14 protein-coding genes are annotated in these 17,674 nt (G+C 40.2%); 4 read left to right on the top strand and 10 right to left on the bottom strand.

Annotation, left to right across the window (positions count from 1 at the left end; all coding sequences use genetic code 11):
• The first annotated feature begins 19 nt into the window (after positions 1-19).
• Positions 20-979, top strand: a complete 960-nt coding sequence (gene metF, locus LBYS_RS15175; protein ID WP_013409731.1) for a methylenetetrahydrofolate reductase [NAD(P)H] — start codon at positions 20-22, stop codon at positions 977-979.
• A gap of 25 nt (positions 980-1,004) precedes the next feature.
• Here metF and LBYS_RS15170 read toward each other — a convergent pair whose 3' ends face one another.
• Both LBYS_RS15170 and proS read right to left on the bottom strand, forming a co-directional pair.
• On the bottom strand, positions 1,005-1,424 hold the full coding sequence (locus tag LBYS_RS15170; protein ID WP_013409730.1) for an FKBP-type peptidyl-prolyl cis-trans isomerase: 420 nt from the start codon (positions 1,422-1,424) through the stop codon (positions 1,005-1,007).
• Between the two features lie 37 nt (positions 1,425-1,461).
• A complete protein-coding gene (proS, locus tag LBYS_RS15165; RefSeq protein WP_013409729.1) occupies positions 1,462-2,934 on the bottom strand; it encodes a proline--tRNA ligase in 1,473 nt (490 codons plus the stop codon).
• A gap of 186 nt (positions 2,935-3,120) precedes the next feature.
• On the opposite strand from proS, the gene LBYS_RS18460 reads away from it, so the two are divergent.
• The gene (locus tag LBYS_RS18460; RefSeq protein WP_013409728.1) at positions 3,121-4,326 is read left to right on the top strand and encodes a hypothetical protein; all 1,206 of its coding nucleotides are present in this window, start codon (positions 3,121-3,123) and stop codon (positions 4,324-4,326) included.
• Between the two features lie 67 nt (positions 4,327-4,393).
• The gene (locus LBYS_RS15155; protein ID WP_013409727.1) at positions 4,394-5,890 is read left to right on the top strand and encodes a hypothetical protein; all 1,497 of its coding nucleotides are present in this window, start codon (positions 4,394-4,396) and stop codon (positions 5,888-5,890) included.
• Between the two features lie 27 nt (positions 5,891-5,917).
• Here the strand turns inward: LBYS_RS15155 and LBYS_RS15150 are convergent, their stop codons facing one another.
• The 6 genes from LBYS_RS15150 to LBYS_RS15125 all read right to left on the bottom strand — a co-directional run bounded on the left by LBYS_RS15150 (position 5,918) and on the right by LBYS_RS15125 (position 14,442).
• Complete coding sequence (locus tag LBYS_RS15150) at positions 5,918-7,147, bottom strand: type IX secretion system plug protein (protein WP_013409726.1); 1,230 nt, start codon at positions 7,145-7,147, stop codon at positions 5,918-5,920.
• Positions 7,144-9,036: an ABC-F family ATP-binding cassette domain-containing protein gene (locus LBYS_RS15145; RefSeq protein WP_013409725.1), complete on the bottom strand. Its 1,893-nt coding sequence runs from the start codon at positions 9,034-9,036 to the stop codon at positions 7,144-7,146. Before LBYS_RS15145 ends, LBYS_RS15150 begins: the two co-directional genes overlap by 4 nt.
• A gap of 348 nt (positions 9,037-9,384) precedes the next feature.
• Positions 9,385-10,488 carry a DNA polymerase III subunit gene (locus LBYS_RS15140; RefSeq protein ID WP_013409723.1) on the bottom strand — a complete coding sequence of 368 codons (1,104 nt, stop codon included), beginning with the start codon at positions 10,486-10,488 and terminating at the stop codon, positions 9,385-9,387.
• Positions 10,485-11,648, bottom strand: a complete 1,164-nt coding sequence (locus LBYS_RS15135; protein ID WP_013409722.1) for a putative sugar nucleotidyl transferase — start codon at positions 11,646-11,648, stop codon at positions 10,485-10,487. Before LBYS_RS15135 ends, LBYS_RS15140 begins: the two co-directional genes overlap by 4 nt.
• Positions 11,645-13,207 (bottom strand): S8 family peptidase, encoded by a 1,563-nt coding sequence (locus tag LBYS_RS15130; protein ID WP_013409721.1) that lies wholly within the window; start codon positions 13,205-13,207, stop codon positions 11,645-11,647. Before LBYS_RS15130 ends, LBYS_RS15135 begins: the two co-directional genes overlap by 4 nt.
• 98 nt (positions 13,208-13,305) lie before the next feature.
• On the bottom strand, positions 13,306-14,442 hold the full coding sequence (locus LBYS_RS15125; protein WP_013409720.1) for a DUF937 domain-containing protein: 1,137 nt from the start codon (positions 14,440-14,442) through the stop codon (positions 13,306-13,308).
• Positions 14,443-14,563: 121 nt separating this feature from the next.
• Between LBYS_RS15125 and LBYS_RS15120 the strand changes: the two genes are divergently transcribed.
• Positions 14,564-15,241 carry a response regulator transcription factor gene (locus LBYS_RS15120; RefSeq protein ID WP_041823776.1) on the top strand — a complete coding sequence of 226 codons (678 nt, stop codon included), beginning with the start codon at positions 14,564-14,566 and terminating at the stop codon, positions 15,239-15,241.
• Here the strand turns inward: LBYS_RS15120 and aroC are convergent.
• Positions 15,227-16,312 carry a chorismate synthase gene (aroC, locus tag LBYS_RS15115; RefSeq protein WP_013409718.1) on the bottom strand — a complete coding sequence of 362 codons (1,086 nt, stop codon included), beginning with the start codon at positions 16,310-16,312 and terminating at the stop codon, positions 15,227-15,229. The genes LBYS_RS15120 and aroC overlap by 15 nt on opposite strands.
• A complete protein-coding gene (locus tag LBYS_RS15110; protein ID WP_013409717.1) occupies positions 16,309-17,631 on the bottom strand; it encodes a BatD family protein in 1,323 nt (440 codons plus the stop codon). Before LBYS_RS15110 ends, aroC begins: the two co-directional genes overlap by 4 nt.
• Between the last annotated feature and the right edge of the window lie 43 nt (positions 17,632-17,674).

Here is a 17,674-nt window from a genome sequence, read left to right as displayed (position 1 = left end):
TGTAGCAAAAAATTATTCCATGGCAAAAGTAACGGAACACATCGCAGCCAGTAAAGGCGAGACTTTATTTTCCATAGAAATCATTCCACCTATGAAAGGGGGAAAGATTGATGAGTTAATGAATGACATCAGTCCCTTAATGGAACTTAAGCCCAAATTTGTGGACGTTACTTACCACCGTGAGGAATATTTATTAAAAACCAAACAGGACGGTAGTACTGTAGAAGTAAAGACCAGAAAAAGACCCGGCACGGTGGGACTATGTGCTACACTCATGCACCGCTTTGACACAGAGCCTGTGCCACATATACTCTGTGGTGGTTTCACAAAGGATGATACAGAAGATCTATTAATAGATCTGAATTATTTAGGTATCAAAAATGTGATGGCCCTGAGAGGTGATCATGCCAAACCGTTTACTTCCTTTAAGCCCAAGAAAGGGGGACATCATTATGCTTCAGAACTGATAACGCAGATCAAGGACATGAATGATGGCAAATACCTGCACGAAACCAGCGAGTATTTGAATAATTCTGATTTCTGCATTGGTGCAGCAGCCTACCCGGAAAAACACTTTGAAGCGGCTACTGCGGAAGAAGATTTTGAGCACCTCAAAAGAAAGGTGGAAGCAGGAGCTGAATATCTTGTAACCCAAATGTTCTTTGACAATAAGAAATACATCGATTTTGTAGAAAAATGCAAGGCAAACGGTATCCACGTACCTATTATACCTGGATTAAAAATACTTTCTACGAAGAAGCAATTGGAGATCCTACCTAAAATCTTCTATTTAGATATTCCTGAGGAATTTGCCCAAGCAGTAAAATCATGTAAGGACGACAAGGAAGTGAGACAAGTAGGGATAGATTGGTGTATTCAGCAGTGTAAAGAACTTAAGTCCTATGGCGTTCCCGCCTTGCACTTTTATACGATGAGTAAATCTACCACCACTCTGGCGGTAGCAAAAGAAATATTTTAGGCCGGTAAATTACCGGCCTAATCTCTTATTTGATAGCTACTAATTCCAGTTCAAAATTCAACTCTTGCCCTGCTAAAGGGTGGTTAGCATCCAGACGAACATAAGATTCAGTAACTTCACGAATGATTACAGGAACGGCACGCTGTCCGTCATGCATATTCAGAGTTTCACCTACATTTAAAGGAATATCTGCAGGAATATCCGCTCGGTCAAAGTTAAAGATCATCTCTTCACTTGCTGGACCATAAGCGTCTTCCACAGAAATATGAATAGACTTTTTCTCGCCTACTTGCATGCCCATTACTCCCTCGTCAAAACCCTTGATGACCATACCGGAACCTACTTGAAATTCCAATGGCTCTCTTCCTTCTGAAGAGTCAAATAATGTACCGTCATTTAAGGTTCCTTTGTAGTGGATAGCCACTTTATCACCTGATTTTACCATTTTATTCGAATATAATTGTTTGAAAAATTGAGAGGGATCAATAAGCTTTTGCAAATAGCACCCTACCTTTAGAAGGCTTTCCGGTTAAGATACAAGTACCTTCTTCTTCCTTAAAGTCTAAAGGAATACAACGGATTGTAGCTTTTGTAAGTTCCTTGATTTTCTCTTCTGTTTCAGAAGTTCCATCCCAGTGAGCCGACAAGAAACCGCCTTCTTCTATCTTCTGAGTGAACTCTTCCCAAGTATTCACTTCAAAAGTATTAGCAGTTCTAAAAGCTAACGCCTTTTTGTAAATGTTATTTTGAATATCGTTCAGCAGATTAATTAGGTATTGATCCAAACCGTCCATTGAAACAGACTCTTTGGAAAGGGTATCCCTTCTAGCTACTTCTACCTGATGGTTTTCCAAGTCCCTTGCACCTACGGCTATTCTTACCGGCACCCCTTTCAATTCATATTCTGCGAATTTCCAACCCGGTCTGGCAGAGTCGTCATCATCAAACTTCACGGAAATACCTTGAACCTTCAGTGATTTAATTGTTGGCTCCATGCGTTCAAAAATGGCATTCAATTGCTCTTCACCCTTATAAATGGGAACAATTACCACTTGGATGGGTGCTAATTTCGGAGGAAGTACAAGGCCTAGATCGTCAGAATGAGCCATGATCAATGCACCCATTAAACGAGTACTAACTCCCCAAGAGGTTCCCCAAACAAACTCTTGTTTCCCGGTTTTATCCTGGAATTTCACATCAAAAGCTTTGGCAAAGTTCTGTCCTAAGAAATGACTCGTTCCTGCTTGTAAGGCTTTACCGTCCTGCATTAAAGCCTCTATGCACAGGGTGTCATCAGCACCAGCAAAACGCTCATTTGCGGTCTTTCTACCTCTAACCACCGGTACGGCCATCCATTCTTCAGCAAATTTGGCATATACCTCTAACATCTGATTAGTCTCTGCCACAGCTTCCTCACGAGTTGCGTGAGCGGTATGTCCCTCTTGCCATAAAAACTCTGCTGTACGCAAGAAAAGACGTGTTCTCATCTCCCAACGAACCACGTTAGCCCATTGGTTGATCAGGATAGGTAGATCTCTATGTGACTGCACCCAGTTTTTATAACTGTTCCAAATCACCGTCTCAGAAGTAGGACGCACTATAAGCTCCTCTTCTAACTTAGCTTCAGGGTCTACTACAACCCCTTTGCCATCAGGATCATTTTTCAATCTGTAATGCGTCACTACCGCACACTCCTTAGCAAAACCTTCCACGTGAGAAGCCTCTTTAGATAAGAAGGATTTAGGTATAAACAATGGAAAGTAGGCATTAGTATGACCAGTTTCCTTGAACATATCATCTAAAGCCCTTTGCATTTTTTCCCAAATGGCATAGCCATAAGGTTTTATCACCATACAGCCTCTAACGGCAGAGTTCTCTGCTAAGTTTGCTCTTTTAACTAATTCATTATACCATTCAGAGTAATTCTCTTCCCTTGTAGGTAATGCTTTTGACATCTTTTTCTCTTTTTTGAAATGACACTATTCCCCTTTGTAATAGGGGCCAATGAAGTTTGCAAAGATAACTTATATAATTACATTTGTAGAACCTTTCTAAAATCTAAAAAAAAATTTAAACCTTTTTTAGAATTCTTAGTCTATAAGGTAAAGCAGTAGCTTTAAAAGAATTAAATATATAAAATCATGAAGAGATTGGCATTGTTTTTAGGAGCAGGAATACTAGCCGCCTCTTGTACAAGTAACACTGTACCGCAAAAGACGGACACGGATGATTTGTACGTAAAGTCCGGAGATCTAGTACTTCCTGGAGCTGTGGCGTCGACTCAGCAGGTATCTACTCTACCCTATGACGATAGCTACGACCCCATTTCAGATGGTTTTGAAGGAGGTTCTGATGAATATTTCGATGAGAACTTCTTAACGAGTAAAGACCTTAAAAGAAAGAATGGAAACGTAGCCGGGTATAGTGACGGTTATGCAGACGGATATAGCCAAGGCTGGTCAGATAATGCATGGACCTACAATAGTAGAAACAGATTCTGGGGTAACTATTTCTACGGTTTCAATTCTCCGTACTATGCATGGTCCGGATCCTCTCTATACTATTCATACTCGCCTTGGGGTAGCCGTTTTGGTTTTAACTTTGGCGGATTTTATGATCCTTGGGATCCATTCTATAATTATTACGGTTGGAATTCCTTGGCTTATGGTTGGGGAGGATATTATGGAGGTTACCCGTACTTTGGCTATAATAATTTCTATAGTCGCTTGTATAATCCATATGGAGGATACTATGATTACTACGGGTACGTGGGTCCTTACAGACCTATTTACTACGTAAATAATTACAATGGCAGAACCGTTAGACAAAGAAATGCTAGCGTAGCATCTAGCCGTTATAATGACAGAATTGTGAACAGAACTGCAATGAACAATGCCAGAGTGGCAAACAGTAATCGTTCTGCAGTAAACAGAAATGCATCTGCTAGCAGAATGAGTGCTACTGAAGCTAATAGATCATCCATTAGCAGAGGTACTAGCAGTAGGAACGCCAGCGCAGCTCCTAGATCATATGATAGCTATAATAACAGAAATGCTAGGGTACAAACTAGCTCCAGAACTGCCCCTAGCAGCTATGGAAGATCATCCACTGGTAATAGTAATTCATCATATGGCCGTTCTTCTAATAACACCTACAGTCGTCCGACTGAAGGTGCAAGAATGGGAGGCAGCAGGACTTCATCTCCTAGCTACTCCTCACCTAGTAGCAGAACTTCCTCTCCAAGCTATTCTGCACCTAGCCGTTCTTCTAGCAGCAGCTCTGGCGGTAGCAGTGGAAGTAGTAGCAGGTCTACCAGCAGTGGTGGTAGTAGCAGAGGCCGCGGTTAATCAATAACATTTCCTTACCCCGCTAATTGTCCTAACTGATCGTTGGCGGGGTTTTCTTTATCTAAAAATGAAAAAGTTAACATTCATTCTCTTGACCGCATGGGCAAGTTCAGCTTATGCACAAGGCACAGACGAACCTTTTTTTCACCTTAGGAAGTTTTACGGTGCTTCTAATATTGGAACGGGCAGATCTCAAGCCATGGGTGGTGCTTTCACCGCTCTAGGTGGAGACCAAAGTAATGCCTACATCAATCCTGCAGGTATAGGATTCTATAATAGATCTGAATTTTCTGGTACCCTAAGCTTTGCAGGTAATAGCACAAAGGCTAACTATATAGGTACCGAAACAAAGACTAATCGTTCGCCCTTAGACATAGGTCATATGGGAGTAATCTTCTCCCGTGACGGTATAGGATCAAGAGTAAAAAAAAGCAATTTTGCTATTACTTACTCTAACCTGAATAATTTCAATAATACTTACCAATTTTCAGGATCAAATCCAGACCATTCCATTTCAGATTCCTTTTCTGAATTAGCCAATGGCTCAGGTTTAACACCTTCACAAATCAAAGAAGATTACGACAAGTATAATAATGCTCCAGATGGCTATTCCATGGCTGTAATGGGCGGTTTATTGTACTATGAAAACGGCAAGTATTTTGTCAATGAGGATGCCCTACCTATAGAACAAACGGGTACGGTAAAGGAAAGCGGAAATTTAGGACAATTAAGTCTGGCATATGGAGCGAATTTCGATGATAAAACGTATTTAGGCGCATCTCTTGGAATACAGTCCTTAAGATTTGACAGATCTACAGCCTATAATGAATTCTTCCCTTCTAATGCTATACACTTGCGTTCTCAATACTATGATAACGAATTAAGCATTACAGGAACAGGCTTCAACTTAACGGTAGGTATCATCCAAAGATTAAATGATCAATTTAACATCGGAGCCTCTATCAGTACCCCTACATTTCTGTGGGTAAGAGACAGCTTTATCCAATACGCTGGTGTGAATGCTGTCAATCCAGGATCCGTGATGTACTATAATAATGCCCAAACCGCCGTAGATGAGTTCACTTATAGAATTACCTCTCCGCTTAAAGCAAGTGCAGGTGTAAGTGCTTATTTACCTAAAAAAGTAGGTGTAATTAGTGTGGAAGCTGAATACAGGGGATACAGTAGAATGGGAATCAAGGCTAAAGACGCCGGTACCTGGTCAGATGCACAAGACGGGCTGATTCAAGATGAATACAAAGACGTGGTTAACTTGAAAGCTGGTATAGAACTTAGACACGGTATAGGAAGACTAAGAGGAGGATTCAATTATATCCAGGATCCACTTAGATATGCGTCAGATTACAATGTAAAGAAAAATAATATTATCAGCAGTATTGGATTGGGTATCCGAAATAATACCTTCTTTGCTGACTTGACCTATTCAAGATCAGTGAATACAGGTGCCTATAACCCTTATGTCCTAGATGCCGGCGACCACTATTCCGTCACCTACAAACAAACCAGGGGATGGGTAGGAATTAGCATTGGAACATTCTTGTAAGTTAAAGGCGCCAGAAAGGCGCCTTTTTTATTTCCTCAATTGATATCCTACTAAACTTACATTCCTCTTGCCCGGTACGGCATGATAGATAAATACTTCGTAAGTATTCCGAGTTTGCTGAAAATCTCCCTCTAGAGCATTTCTATCTAAACCTTTGGTATCTCTAAGGCCAAAAGCATAATCATAGAATCCATTTTTCAAGAAGGTATTTAACTCGTAATATCCTGATTCCTCATTCCATTCCAAAGGGGTTTCAGGCAGAATCCTACTTAAAAGCACAGGAACCTGTCCTTCTTTTACATGCACAGGAGATAAGCGAAAAAGCACCTCTACATAATCAGAGGTATAATCCGGATCCCCATTGTCTATATTTCGAATGAGAAAACCACCATCATTATCATAACTCTGCACATAATTAGAATGAGCCCGTGACTGCTGAACTGTAGTGATGATCACATCAGGTCTTCCTCTTATGATCTCATCCACATTCATACCTCTGCTAAAGGTATTACTAATGTCCAAAAAGCGATACTCATTTTGCCCCGGAAACAAATAATCATTACTAAACTGCTGCAAAGAGAAACTATTCCTCCCACTAAAGGCTAAATGATCATTATTTACCTTTTTCCATTGATCCTGATTCACTCGGATAAAGACGAACAATTCCCTTTTTGGAATTCCCACTCTATAATTTCCTAAATCTATCCGCAGATCCAGTTGTTGATGCGTCTTCCAAAGATTAGGATCATTTGATTCCACCACCTTTGCCTCCGCATGCACCTGATTTTCATAAATCCAAAATCTCCTCTGTGCCACCACCTCAGATTCATCGTATAACTGCAAGATGTAATTACCGGATAGTATAGGCTTTGGCACTACCAATCTATAATGGTAATAGGGAATCTTAGTATTTCTGGAAAGATGGTAATCTTCCACGAAGGTTTCATTTATATCCTTCATGAACTCCATATCCAGCAGTCGGGATCTACTCCAATCCATATCACAATGGATAATCCTAACCTTATACTGTACGTATTGTGCCCTCAAATCGTCAAACTCCAAGACGATCTGCTGTGCAGTGTTCTCCAGTTGGGCCACAGGAGGTATCAAGTACCTGGTTTCACTTTTCTCTGTACCTGAATAGGCATACAGGGTCAAGGATTTTACATGTTCGGAGTGCACAAATTCCTCAAAAGGCCCCTGGCCCTTCGCCATCAAAGTACAAAAAAGTAGGAATATGCTTAGTCTGATCTTCATGAATCTAGGGCAGTCACTTTTTCTTCCCAAAGGGCGTGAAGCGCTTCAAGTTTTTTTCCTGCTTCTTCATAACGCTGGTTTACTACCTTCAATTTCTCCCCGTCACTAAATACTTCAGCTAATTCTAGTTCCAATTTGGCTTTCAATTGCTCTTGGGCTTCTATTTGCTCTTCTATTTGTGCTATTTCCTTCTCTAACTTCTTAGTATCTGCTTCCGGTTTTGGAGTCTTCTTAACGGTAGGTTCTGCGACCGCAGGCTTACTTGCCCTCTTCACCGGTTCATCTAAGGTTTTCCCTTGGTCTTCCATCCATACCACAAACTCTTCGTATGAGCCGGGATATTGCTTTATTTCATGATCTTCAATGTACCAAACCTTATTGGACACTTGAGATATAAAGTGTCTGTCGTGAGAAACCACCACATATGTCCCTTCGTACTGCTCCAATGCCTGTACCAGAATATTGACGGACTGCATATCCAGGTGGTTAGTAGGCTCATCCAGGAGAAGGAAGTTCGCTTCAGATATCAGAATCTTTGCTAAGGCAACCCTTGACTTCTCCCCCCCTGAAAGGACTTTAATCTTTTTAAAGACATCATCTCCGCTAAACAAGAAGCAACCTAGTACGGATCTTAATTCAGTTTCCGACTTAGAACCATCAGCATATTTCAATTCCTCCACTAGGTTTTCTTCCAAGTGTAGAGATTCTAATTGGTGCTGTGCGTAGAAAGAGAAATTGACATTATGTCCCAATTTCCTTTCCCCTTCTATGTTTTCTGTACCAGCTATAATGCGCAATAAGGTGGATTTACCTTTACCATTCGCTCCAATTAATACGATCTTGTCGCCACGTTCTATAGTAGCACTGGTATTCTTTAAGATGACTTTATCTCCGTACGACTTTGACACGTTCTTTAATTCCATAACGTGTCTGCCGGGCTGTGTACCAAATTTGAAACGGAAATGAACTTTGGCATCTTCATCTATGACATCATCAATCAATTCCATTCTACTTAAGGCTTTCACCCTGGATTGCACTTGCCTTGCTTTTGTGGCCTTGGCCTTAAACCTCTCTATAAAACGCTCGGTTTGTCGGATCTGAGCCTGCTGGTTTTCATAAGCACCTTTCTGGATCTCATTCCTTAGGGCTTTTTCTTCTACAAAGAAGCTATAGTTGCCCGGGTAGTAGACTAATTTATGATTAGAAACTTCTACTGTTACATTACATACGTTATCTAGGAATTGCCTGTCGTGAGAAACTACAATTACCGCATTCTCATAATTGGCTATATACTTTTCTACCCACTGGATCGAAGGTAAGTCCAAGTGGTTAGTAGGCTCATCCAGCATGAGTACGGATGGTTTAGAAAGGAGGAGTTTAGCTAACATTACCCGCATTCTCCAACCACCGGAAAACTCTTTCAGAGGCTTGTTCAGATCTTCGGTTCTGAAGCCTAAACCTTCCAGGATTTCTTCCGCTTTGGATTGTATTGAATAGCCGTCTAGAAGGTCAAATTCATGTTGTAAGGCACCAAGTTTATCTACCAATTCATCTCTGTAATGGGTTTCCATCTCATGGAGTACTTCTTCAATTTCCTTCTGAAGGGCCAGTTGTCTCTCAAACCCCTGCATTGCCACATTAAGTATGGAATCTTCTGTCTGATACGACAAAAGATCCTGGTTAAGGAAACCTATAGTACAATCTCCTGATTTTGAAATGCTCCCTTCATCCGGTTGATATTCTCCGGCTATAAGTTTTAGTAAGGTAGATTTTCCCTTACCGTTCAAACCAATAAGTCCTATCTTATCTTTTGGTTTGACCTGCAAACTTGCATCTTCAAAGATGGCTCTACCTCCAAAATAGAAAGATAGGTTATTTATATTCAGCATAAGTTTCGAAAATGAAAACGCAAAGTTACGAATTCCTAGAAAACAAAAATGCCGGCATAAGCAGCCGGCTCTTTGCAATTAACCCTAACCATTATAGAATTTCTTATTTATTCACTTTTCTCGATTTCAACAGAGAAACTAATTCATACACAAAAAGTATCAATAGTAATGGTACTATAAATAGAACATCTAATCTGCTAAAAAAAATTCCTAACTCGTCCATGTTACAAAGTAAGTTTTAACTAATTAAACTCCCTAAAACCTGGGCAGCTATTTAGTATTTGGTTTACTTTAAGACGCAAAAAAGAATCTTTGTCACAAAATAAAGCAAAAAATAAGAAACTATTCTTATTTTTTAATCAAAGTTGCCATGATCATGGAAAGATCTAAGAATACTATTTTTGCTCTCACATTCCTCTCAATATGAAGAATAGCATCAGAGATGGCCTCAGAAATCTTACCTATGTTAGCAAAATTGAAGACTTTGGAGAACTTTTGAACAAACACCAGCTCCTCATTCTCCAGTTTTACCATGGATGATAAACCTACGTTTTCCAGATAGATCTCTCGTAAAATTTTCAATCCATATTCTAGTACTCCCTTTTGCTCTTCTTTGGAGAACTCGTCAAACTGATCACAGGTAGGAACAATCTTAGCTATATCAAATACATAGCAATACCTCATCCAGTTGGCAAACCACTCTTTATGTTCTGACTCCTCTCTACCTAAACGAGAAAGAGCATCACTCAGATTTCCTTCTGAAAGGAAAGCAATGCGTTTTGCCCTTTCGGGATCTATCTGCCTATATTGAGTCAGATAGTCTACCATTTCTTCCTCATTCAGATCGCGAACTGCCACTCTTTGAACTCTGGATTGGATAGTAGCCAGCAGACGGTTATAATCTGATGTCACCAAAAGGAAAAGGGTCTTTGCCGGTGGTTCTTCAAGGATCTTCAATAAAGCATTTGCTGCAGGGGCAGCCATGGATTCTACATTCCAGATCAATACAATCTTATATCCTCCTTCGTAGGATTTTAGTGAAAGATTCTGGATGATTTGGCGCGACTCTTCTACCGGAATATTTCCTTGTTTGATTCCAATATAGTTTAACCAATCCGTATATGTTCCATAGGGATCCTCTTTCACAAAGTTCCTCCACTCCCCCAAGAAGTTTTCTGAAAGTACCTTTTTACCTCCTGCTGTAGGGAAAGTGAATGTAAGGTCTGGATGTATTAATTTATCGTATTTGCTACAAGCCGGACACTGACCGCAGGCATCTTCTCCTCCACTTTGTTCACAATTCACATAAGTAGCTAGAGCCAAAGCCATAGGCAATGCCGCCCCTCCGGGTTTTCCATCAAATAAAAGCGCATGCGCCAGATGTCCTGTACGCACTGCATCTTTCAAACGTCCTTTTGTCTCTTCTAAACCCGGTATATCTGAAAATTTCATAGTCCTTTTTCCGCGAGATAGGCCAGTATCCTTTCTTCTTCTTTATCTAATGTCTCCTCCTTTCTAGCCATAGTAGCTTGTATGACTTCTATGGCTTTATCTAACTTATACTTGGTATAACCTTCAGCCTCTCCACCCCAGGTAAAACTAGGAATGTATTTCGACTGGAAGCCTGCTCCAAAAACGTTGGAACTTATTCCTACCACCGTACCGGTATTAAACATGGTGCTAATTCCTGCCTTGGTATAGTCACCCATAAAGGTACCACAGAAAATTTGTCCGCTTGGTTCCAGCTTCCCACTCTGATAAGAGTGTAGAAGGACTTCCTTGTAGTTATTCTTCAGGTTGGAATTATTCGTATTAGCCCCCAAATTACACCAGGCACCGATATAAGAATTCCCTAGGAATCCGTCGTGCGCTTTATTAGAATACGCTTGAAAGATGGAATTCCCCACCTCTCCACCTACTCTACAATTAGAGCCTAAACTGGTGTTAGAACGAATCTTTGCACCAAAGGCCACCATGCTATTTTTACCTATATAAGTTGGGCCAATGATTATTGCCCCTTCTTGAATGATGGCACCCTCATCTAGGATAATAGGTCCATCAACTGCACTAAGTATGGCCGCCCTAATGGAAACGTCTTTGCCTACAAAAACTTCCCCGTATGTTACTGTATGCGGGTCTGTTATTGGCTGAGAGTCTCTATTCTTCTGGAAAAATTTATAATCCTCTTTGATCTGAGCTCCATTTTTCAGGAACAGGTCAGGTAGACTTTGGATAAAATCAAATTCACCTTCAAATGCTATTCCTCCTTCAAAAGCAAATCCAAATTCAAAGATTTTTGATGTACGAGCAGCAAGTAAAATTCCTGTTTTTGATCTCAGCGCCTCTCCTTCCTTTAAAGCTAATATCTCTGCTAGTATTTGCTCATTAGGTAGAAGGTGAGCATTGATATACAAGTTATCCAAAGAGAAAACAGAAGGATACTTATGAGATAAGTATCCTTCTGTCAAAAAAGAAGCGGAGCCACCCACTCCGTTTTCCCACTTTTCTTGTATGGTATAAATTCCGCATCTTAGTCCAGCTACTGGTCGGTTCAGAACCAAGGGTTTCAACCTATCCCTGAATGCCGGATCATCAAAAAGAATCAAATTCATTGTATTCCTATAGCGCTTTTTATAGCTTCATATGCATTCACTACTCCTCCGGTAGTGCTCAAATCTTCTAGTGTTTTGCCAGCAGGGTTAGCCGCACCGGGAACCTTTACTACGGTTTTTAAGATAATATCTTTCACCTGATGATGGGTTAAGTCCGGGAAGTAAGAAAATAATAAGGCGGCCAAACCGCTTACTACCGGAGCTGCCATACTGGTTCCTTCTAACTCTTGATATTCTGAGCCGGGGGTAGTGCTATAAATGGCTACGCCCGGAGCAAAAACATCCACTCCTTTTTTACCGAAGTTTGAGAAAGAGGCCACTAATTTTTCTCCTTCTTCAAAGTTAATAGCGCCAACGGAGATCCAGTTTTTAAACTCTTTTCCTTTAGCGCTGAATTTATTGGGATATTGGGGCTGAACATCTACATCTGAATTATCGTTTCCGGCGGCAGCCACTAATAATACCCCTTTAGAATCCGCATATTCAATGGCTTCATCTACCCATTTCTTATTAGGGGAATAACCTTTACCAAAGCTCATATTGATCACTCTTGCCCCGTTATCTACGGCATAACGAATGGCATTTGCCACATCCTTATCTCTTTCATCTCCATTAGGTACTGCTCTTATCACCATGATCTCTACATCATTAGCTACTCCCAGCACTCCCAGGTTATTGTTTCTATCTGCACCAACAATTCCGGCAACGTGTGTTCCGTGCAAAGCATCCGGACCTACTACCTCATTGTTACCATACTTACCGTATTCTAAGCTGTTCGGATTATCACCAATGATACTTCTAGCATCATAAGAATAGTTAAGATTATAATTCACTTTTTCTTCAAAGTACTCTACTCCTCTTTTAAGCTCAGATATACCACCAAACTGCTGCATTCTCAGCCACAATTCTTTAGCCTCTCTCCCCTTTCTATCTAGGTTTTCGGCCTTTAGATCTTGAACAAGTGAGGTGGTCAAGGTCTCAGTTCCGGCTGCTTTTTGAAGCACCTTCGTCGCTTCAGATAAGGCAGAATACATATTTCTATACAGAGGTAAGTACTGCTCTGCCTCCTTCCTATCCGCTTCTATCTCCTCATAAATCTTATTCATGAGTTCATAGTCTGCCTTATTCTTTTTGATCTGCTTCTTGCTTGGATTCTCACCGAACTTCTTTTTCAAGGCATTATACACACGCACACTTTCTAATTGCTCTGCATGTACATCTTCCCCTTTTGAATTACCTAAAAAATCCCAACCATTTATATCATCTATAAATCCATTTCCGTCATCATCAATTCCATTTCCAGGAATTTCTTTTTTGTTTACCCAAATTTTGGACTTCAAGTCTTCATGATGGATATCAATACCAGAATCAATAATTCCTACGATTACAGTAGAGGACTTTCTATCCTTCAACAATTCTTTATAAGCTTTTTCAGTACTAATTCCCCTAACTCCATCTTCCTTATAATCTAGGTTATGCCAGTTGAATTTAGTTTTTAAATCTTGTGCATGGACGCTTACGCTAAATAGCAAACCTGCTAATACAATAATTTTCTTCATTCCATTTGAAATTTTTATTACGAGAGACAGCCTCGTATGTTACGCAAATATAAGATAAAAAAAACGTCAGTCTCAATCTGACTGACGCTACTTATCTACTATTGATATCTGAGTACCACTCCACTATCTGTGTAACCTGACCGGACCTGTTCAATGTTTATCCGTTCCCAGCCTACCCCCTTGTCAATCAGAAAGTCTCTAATGGCATAAGCTCTATCTAAACCTATAGACCCTGAACCTTTTAATGGGCTAAGAACAATTTTCTTGTCACTTTGAGTCATTAAATTTTGCAAAAGATCTACCAGATACTGCTCCTGTGTAATTTCTGCACTTTCATGGGCAAAAGCATAAGGAGGCACAGCCTGAAATCCTGCTGGTATTTCAGGCTTCTTTTTTTCCTCTTTCTTACTTGTATCTTCCTGTCTTTTTTCTGGCTCTACTTTTTTCACCACTTCTTTCTTCTCCTCCACTTTAGGCGCTTCTTCAACGGTATCTTCAAGAACAGGAACCTCTTCCTGTTGGAGCTCAAAGGTTGGGGATTTAACAGTAGCTACAGTGTTCTTTTCTGCAACTTCTTTGATTCTTGAAAAATAATAGATCATGACCCCTACAAAAACCAGTAAAATCCAGGGCCATATAAAAGACCAATTCTCCTTCTTTTGATTTAATTCTTTCACTGCTTTCTGATGAGTGGTAGCACCCACCGTACTTCTTTTGTAACTGGGCAGGTTTAAAGCACTTTGCAGGTTCAAAGGTAGATTTCCCACCACCTGATCACTTATTCCTTGAAGATAATCCTTCAATTGAGTAGCCGAAAGATTTTCCTCTCTAACCGTTTTACCAAGGAAACCTAAGACTACGGGCGCAGATACATTTAGCAGAGAAGAAGCTGAACTTTCTTTGACACTTAGGAATTGAGCTAATTTATCTGTAATGGAGGCTAGTTTATCTCCAATAAAATAATTGACGATATTCTGACCTATGGTCTCCAGCAACCTTGATTTTTCTCTGCTTGCAGTAAAATTATCCAGATTTTTCAAGAGCTCTCCTGAATGTCCACCATCGTTTAATACGCTAAGGATATTCTTTGGTCCTTTGTCAAATTTGATTACAAACGCTAAGAAGATATTCACCCCTAATTCTAGCCCCTTCCTAACACTGCCTTTCTCCTCACTCAATTGTTGGCTGAGATGATCTACTACAGATTCTGTAATGTACTTCTTTATAACATCCATTTGTCTAGCAAAACTATTTACTGCACTTAAAGAACTCCGATTACAAAAACCATGCCTGAACAAATGATTTGTACAGGCTCTTCATTTTTTTCTTAATTTTGAACATACAGCCTAAAGTACATTGAAAAAAATATTATTGATTGAAGACGATCATCAGGTTTGCGCCATCGTTAAAAAGGGCTTAGAAGAAGAAAATTTCGAGGTGACCATTGCCACGGATGGTGATACGGGGCTTTCTATGGCTAGTGAGGAAAACTATGATCTAATTATATTAGACATTATGCTTCCAAAGAAATCCGGTCTAGAAGTGTGCACCCGGATTAGACATACCAGTAATATTCCCATTTTACTTCTCACTGCATTAGGTACTGCAGAGAATGTGGCAGAAGGTTTAAACAGAGGTGCAGATGACTACCTTGTAAAACCATTTAAGTTCATTGAACTTATAGCCAGAATTAATAGCCTATTAAGAAGAGCAGGTAGAGAAGAAGAGAAATCTGAGGTATATAAATTCTCCGGAGTAGTACTTAACAATACTTCAAAAACCGTTACGGTGAATGATCAAGAGGTAGCTTTAACCTCAACAGAATTTAAGTTGCTCCTGCTTTTAATGAAGATGCCTAATAAAGTATACTCTCGCCAGGAGATCCTAGAGAGAGTATGGGAAGTTAATTTTGATTTAGGCACTAATGTAGTGGATGTATATATCAATTATCTAAGGAAGAAGCTGGACAAACACGGCTCTCCTAAGATCATCCACACAGTAGTGGGAATGGGATATGTATTAAGGGAAAAGTAGTTTCGAAGTTCTCGCCCTTAACATAAAGTCAACCAGTACTAAAGCGGACATGGCATCTACAATAGGCACGGCTCTAGGTAACACACATGGGTCATGCCTTCCTTTGCCACTTACTACCACTTCCTCACCAGCTTCATTGATACTTGTCTGATCTCTCATAATAGTGGCAGTAGGCTTAAATGCAACTCTAAAGTAGATATCTTCTCCATTCGAGATACCACCCTGAATTCCACCGGAATAGTTAGTTTGTGTTCTGACTTTATCCCCTTCTTTAAAGTAAATATCATTGTGCTGAGAGCCTAACCAAGAGGCCCCTTCAAATCCGGTCCCGTATTCAAAGCCTTTTACCGCATTTATACTAAGCATGGCCTTACCTAATTCGGCATGGAGCTTATCAAAGACCGGCTCTCCCCACCCTGCAGGAACGCCTTTGATTACACCGGTGATCACCCCTCCTACAGAATCCCCCGCTTTTCTTACCTCATCAATGTAATCAAACATGCGCTGTGCCACTTCCGGATCAGGACAACGTACCGCATTTTCATCAATCCTATTTAAATCTACTTCTTTGTAGCTCTTATCCAGTTTTAGGTTTCCTACTTGGGATACGTAGGAATAGATTTCTATTCCTTGTGTCTTCAGAACTTGCATAGCCAAAGCTCCTGCAGCTACTCTAGCTGCAGTTTCTCTTGCAGAACTTCTACCTCCCCCTCTATAATCTCTTACCCCATATTTTGTGGTATAGGTAAAATCAGCATGAGAAGGACGAAATTTATCTGCGATATGACTATAATCCTTACTACGTTGATCCTCATTACGGATCAGCAAGCCTATAGGAGTTCCTGTGGTTTTATTCTCAAACACCCCGGATAAAACTTCCGCCACATCACCCTCTTTCCTTTGGGTAGTGATGCGCGATTGCCCCGGCTTCCTTCTGTCTAGTTGGTACTGGATTGCTTCTAAGTCAAAATCCAAACCCGCCGGACATCCTTCAACAACTGCACCTATGGCTGCTCCATGTGATTCACCGAAAGTGGAAATTTTAAAAATCTTGCCGTAGGTACTGCTCATTTTCTTTTATAAATATAGATTAAAACCATCACCATAAACACGAGTATAAAATTAGCGAAGAATCGCAGAAAAGACCGAAGATTAATCGCATTTTCATCTGTACTCAGGCTCTCTATTCCGCTGTATATATCTTTTATAAGATTGTTTTTAGAAACAATTGTATTCCCATCCACTTGAATGTGTCGCAAGGCTGATAGCGTATCATATTTCTCAGTCTGCACATTAAAAGTGATTAGGGTGTAATAGGTGCCAAAGTCGTATTCACCGGCCACTTTAGGCAAAACCTTGTATTGAAAGGTTTTACTGCCCGCAAGTTTTCCTCCTTCTTGATCTTTGCGCACGCCCGACTCATAAAAATCCAGGTTCTTGTCGCTAATATTCTTACTGAAATTAATGACATCCATATTACCCTGTCCTTCTACAGTTAATGTATAATTAAATGTCTCTCCGGTTTGCTTATGGGATAAACCTTCCAGAGATTCTTTCAATCGGAACACCCCTACGGGAACCTTATCCCTCAATGGATGAGGGGGGAGCTCTTTCACTTTTACTATCCTACTTTTGGATTTTAAGGTAGCAATCCCCGACTCCTCTTTTTTCATTTTAAGACTTAGTGGAGGAATGTTTAGTGAGATGGTATTTAAGGGATAATATACTGCCTCAAAAAGGTCGTAAATCAGGTATTTCTTCCCTTTAATGACCTTTTCTCTTTCCGGTATAGAACGGATAATGTTTCTACTCTCGAGACAGTTGTCAGGCTTTAGCAACTTCGCCAAGCGTTCTACCTGGTCACCAATATCATCCGGAAACTGCCAATTGACTGTATTTTTTGAAGACACATAAAAAGACAATCTTATTTTGACACCTTCTCCAACAAATACGGAGCTTTTAGAACTTTCTACAACAAAATCAGCCTCGTCAACTTCTATACCCAAATCTTCAAATTCCGTTTCAGCATCCTCTTGAACAAGGATTTTAACAGGTTCTGATTTAACCGGAATATCATTTACCTCAATTTCAAAGGAAGGAATATAAAACTCTCCCACCTCTATGGGTGTATAATGTTTTAGCAAGGTATGAACCTGTACTTTCTTTCCATCTACAATGGCTTCACCATGCGTGAGTATCCTTTTCCCCCTTTCGAAACCCGCTAACTCAGGAAAATCATCTATTTTATAATCTGAGCCATAAATGGTCAGGGTAATCACTAAGGCATCCTGAAGCGTAATCCTCTCCGGACCAATCTGTATTTTTGGTGAAGGAATTTGTGCAAAGGCCGGAACCGAAAGCAAAAGAAAGATGAATATACGCCAGGACATGGCGCAAATTTATAAAAATATCCAAGCCTTTGTGTATAAATAC

The sequence above is a fragment of the Leadbetterella byssophila DSM 17132 genome (genome assembly GCF_000166395.1).
GTDB lineage: Bacteria > Bacteroidota > Bacteroidia > Cytophagales > Spirosomataceae > Leadbetterella > Leadbetterella byssophila.
The sequence above is the reverse complement of the archived record's forward strand: the minus strand, read 5'-3'. Positions and strand labels throughout refer to the sequence as shown.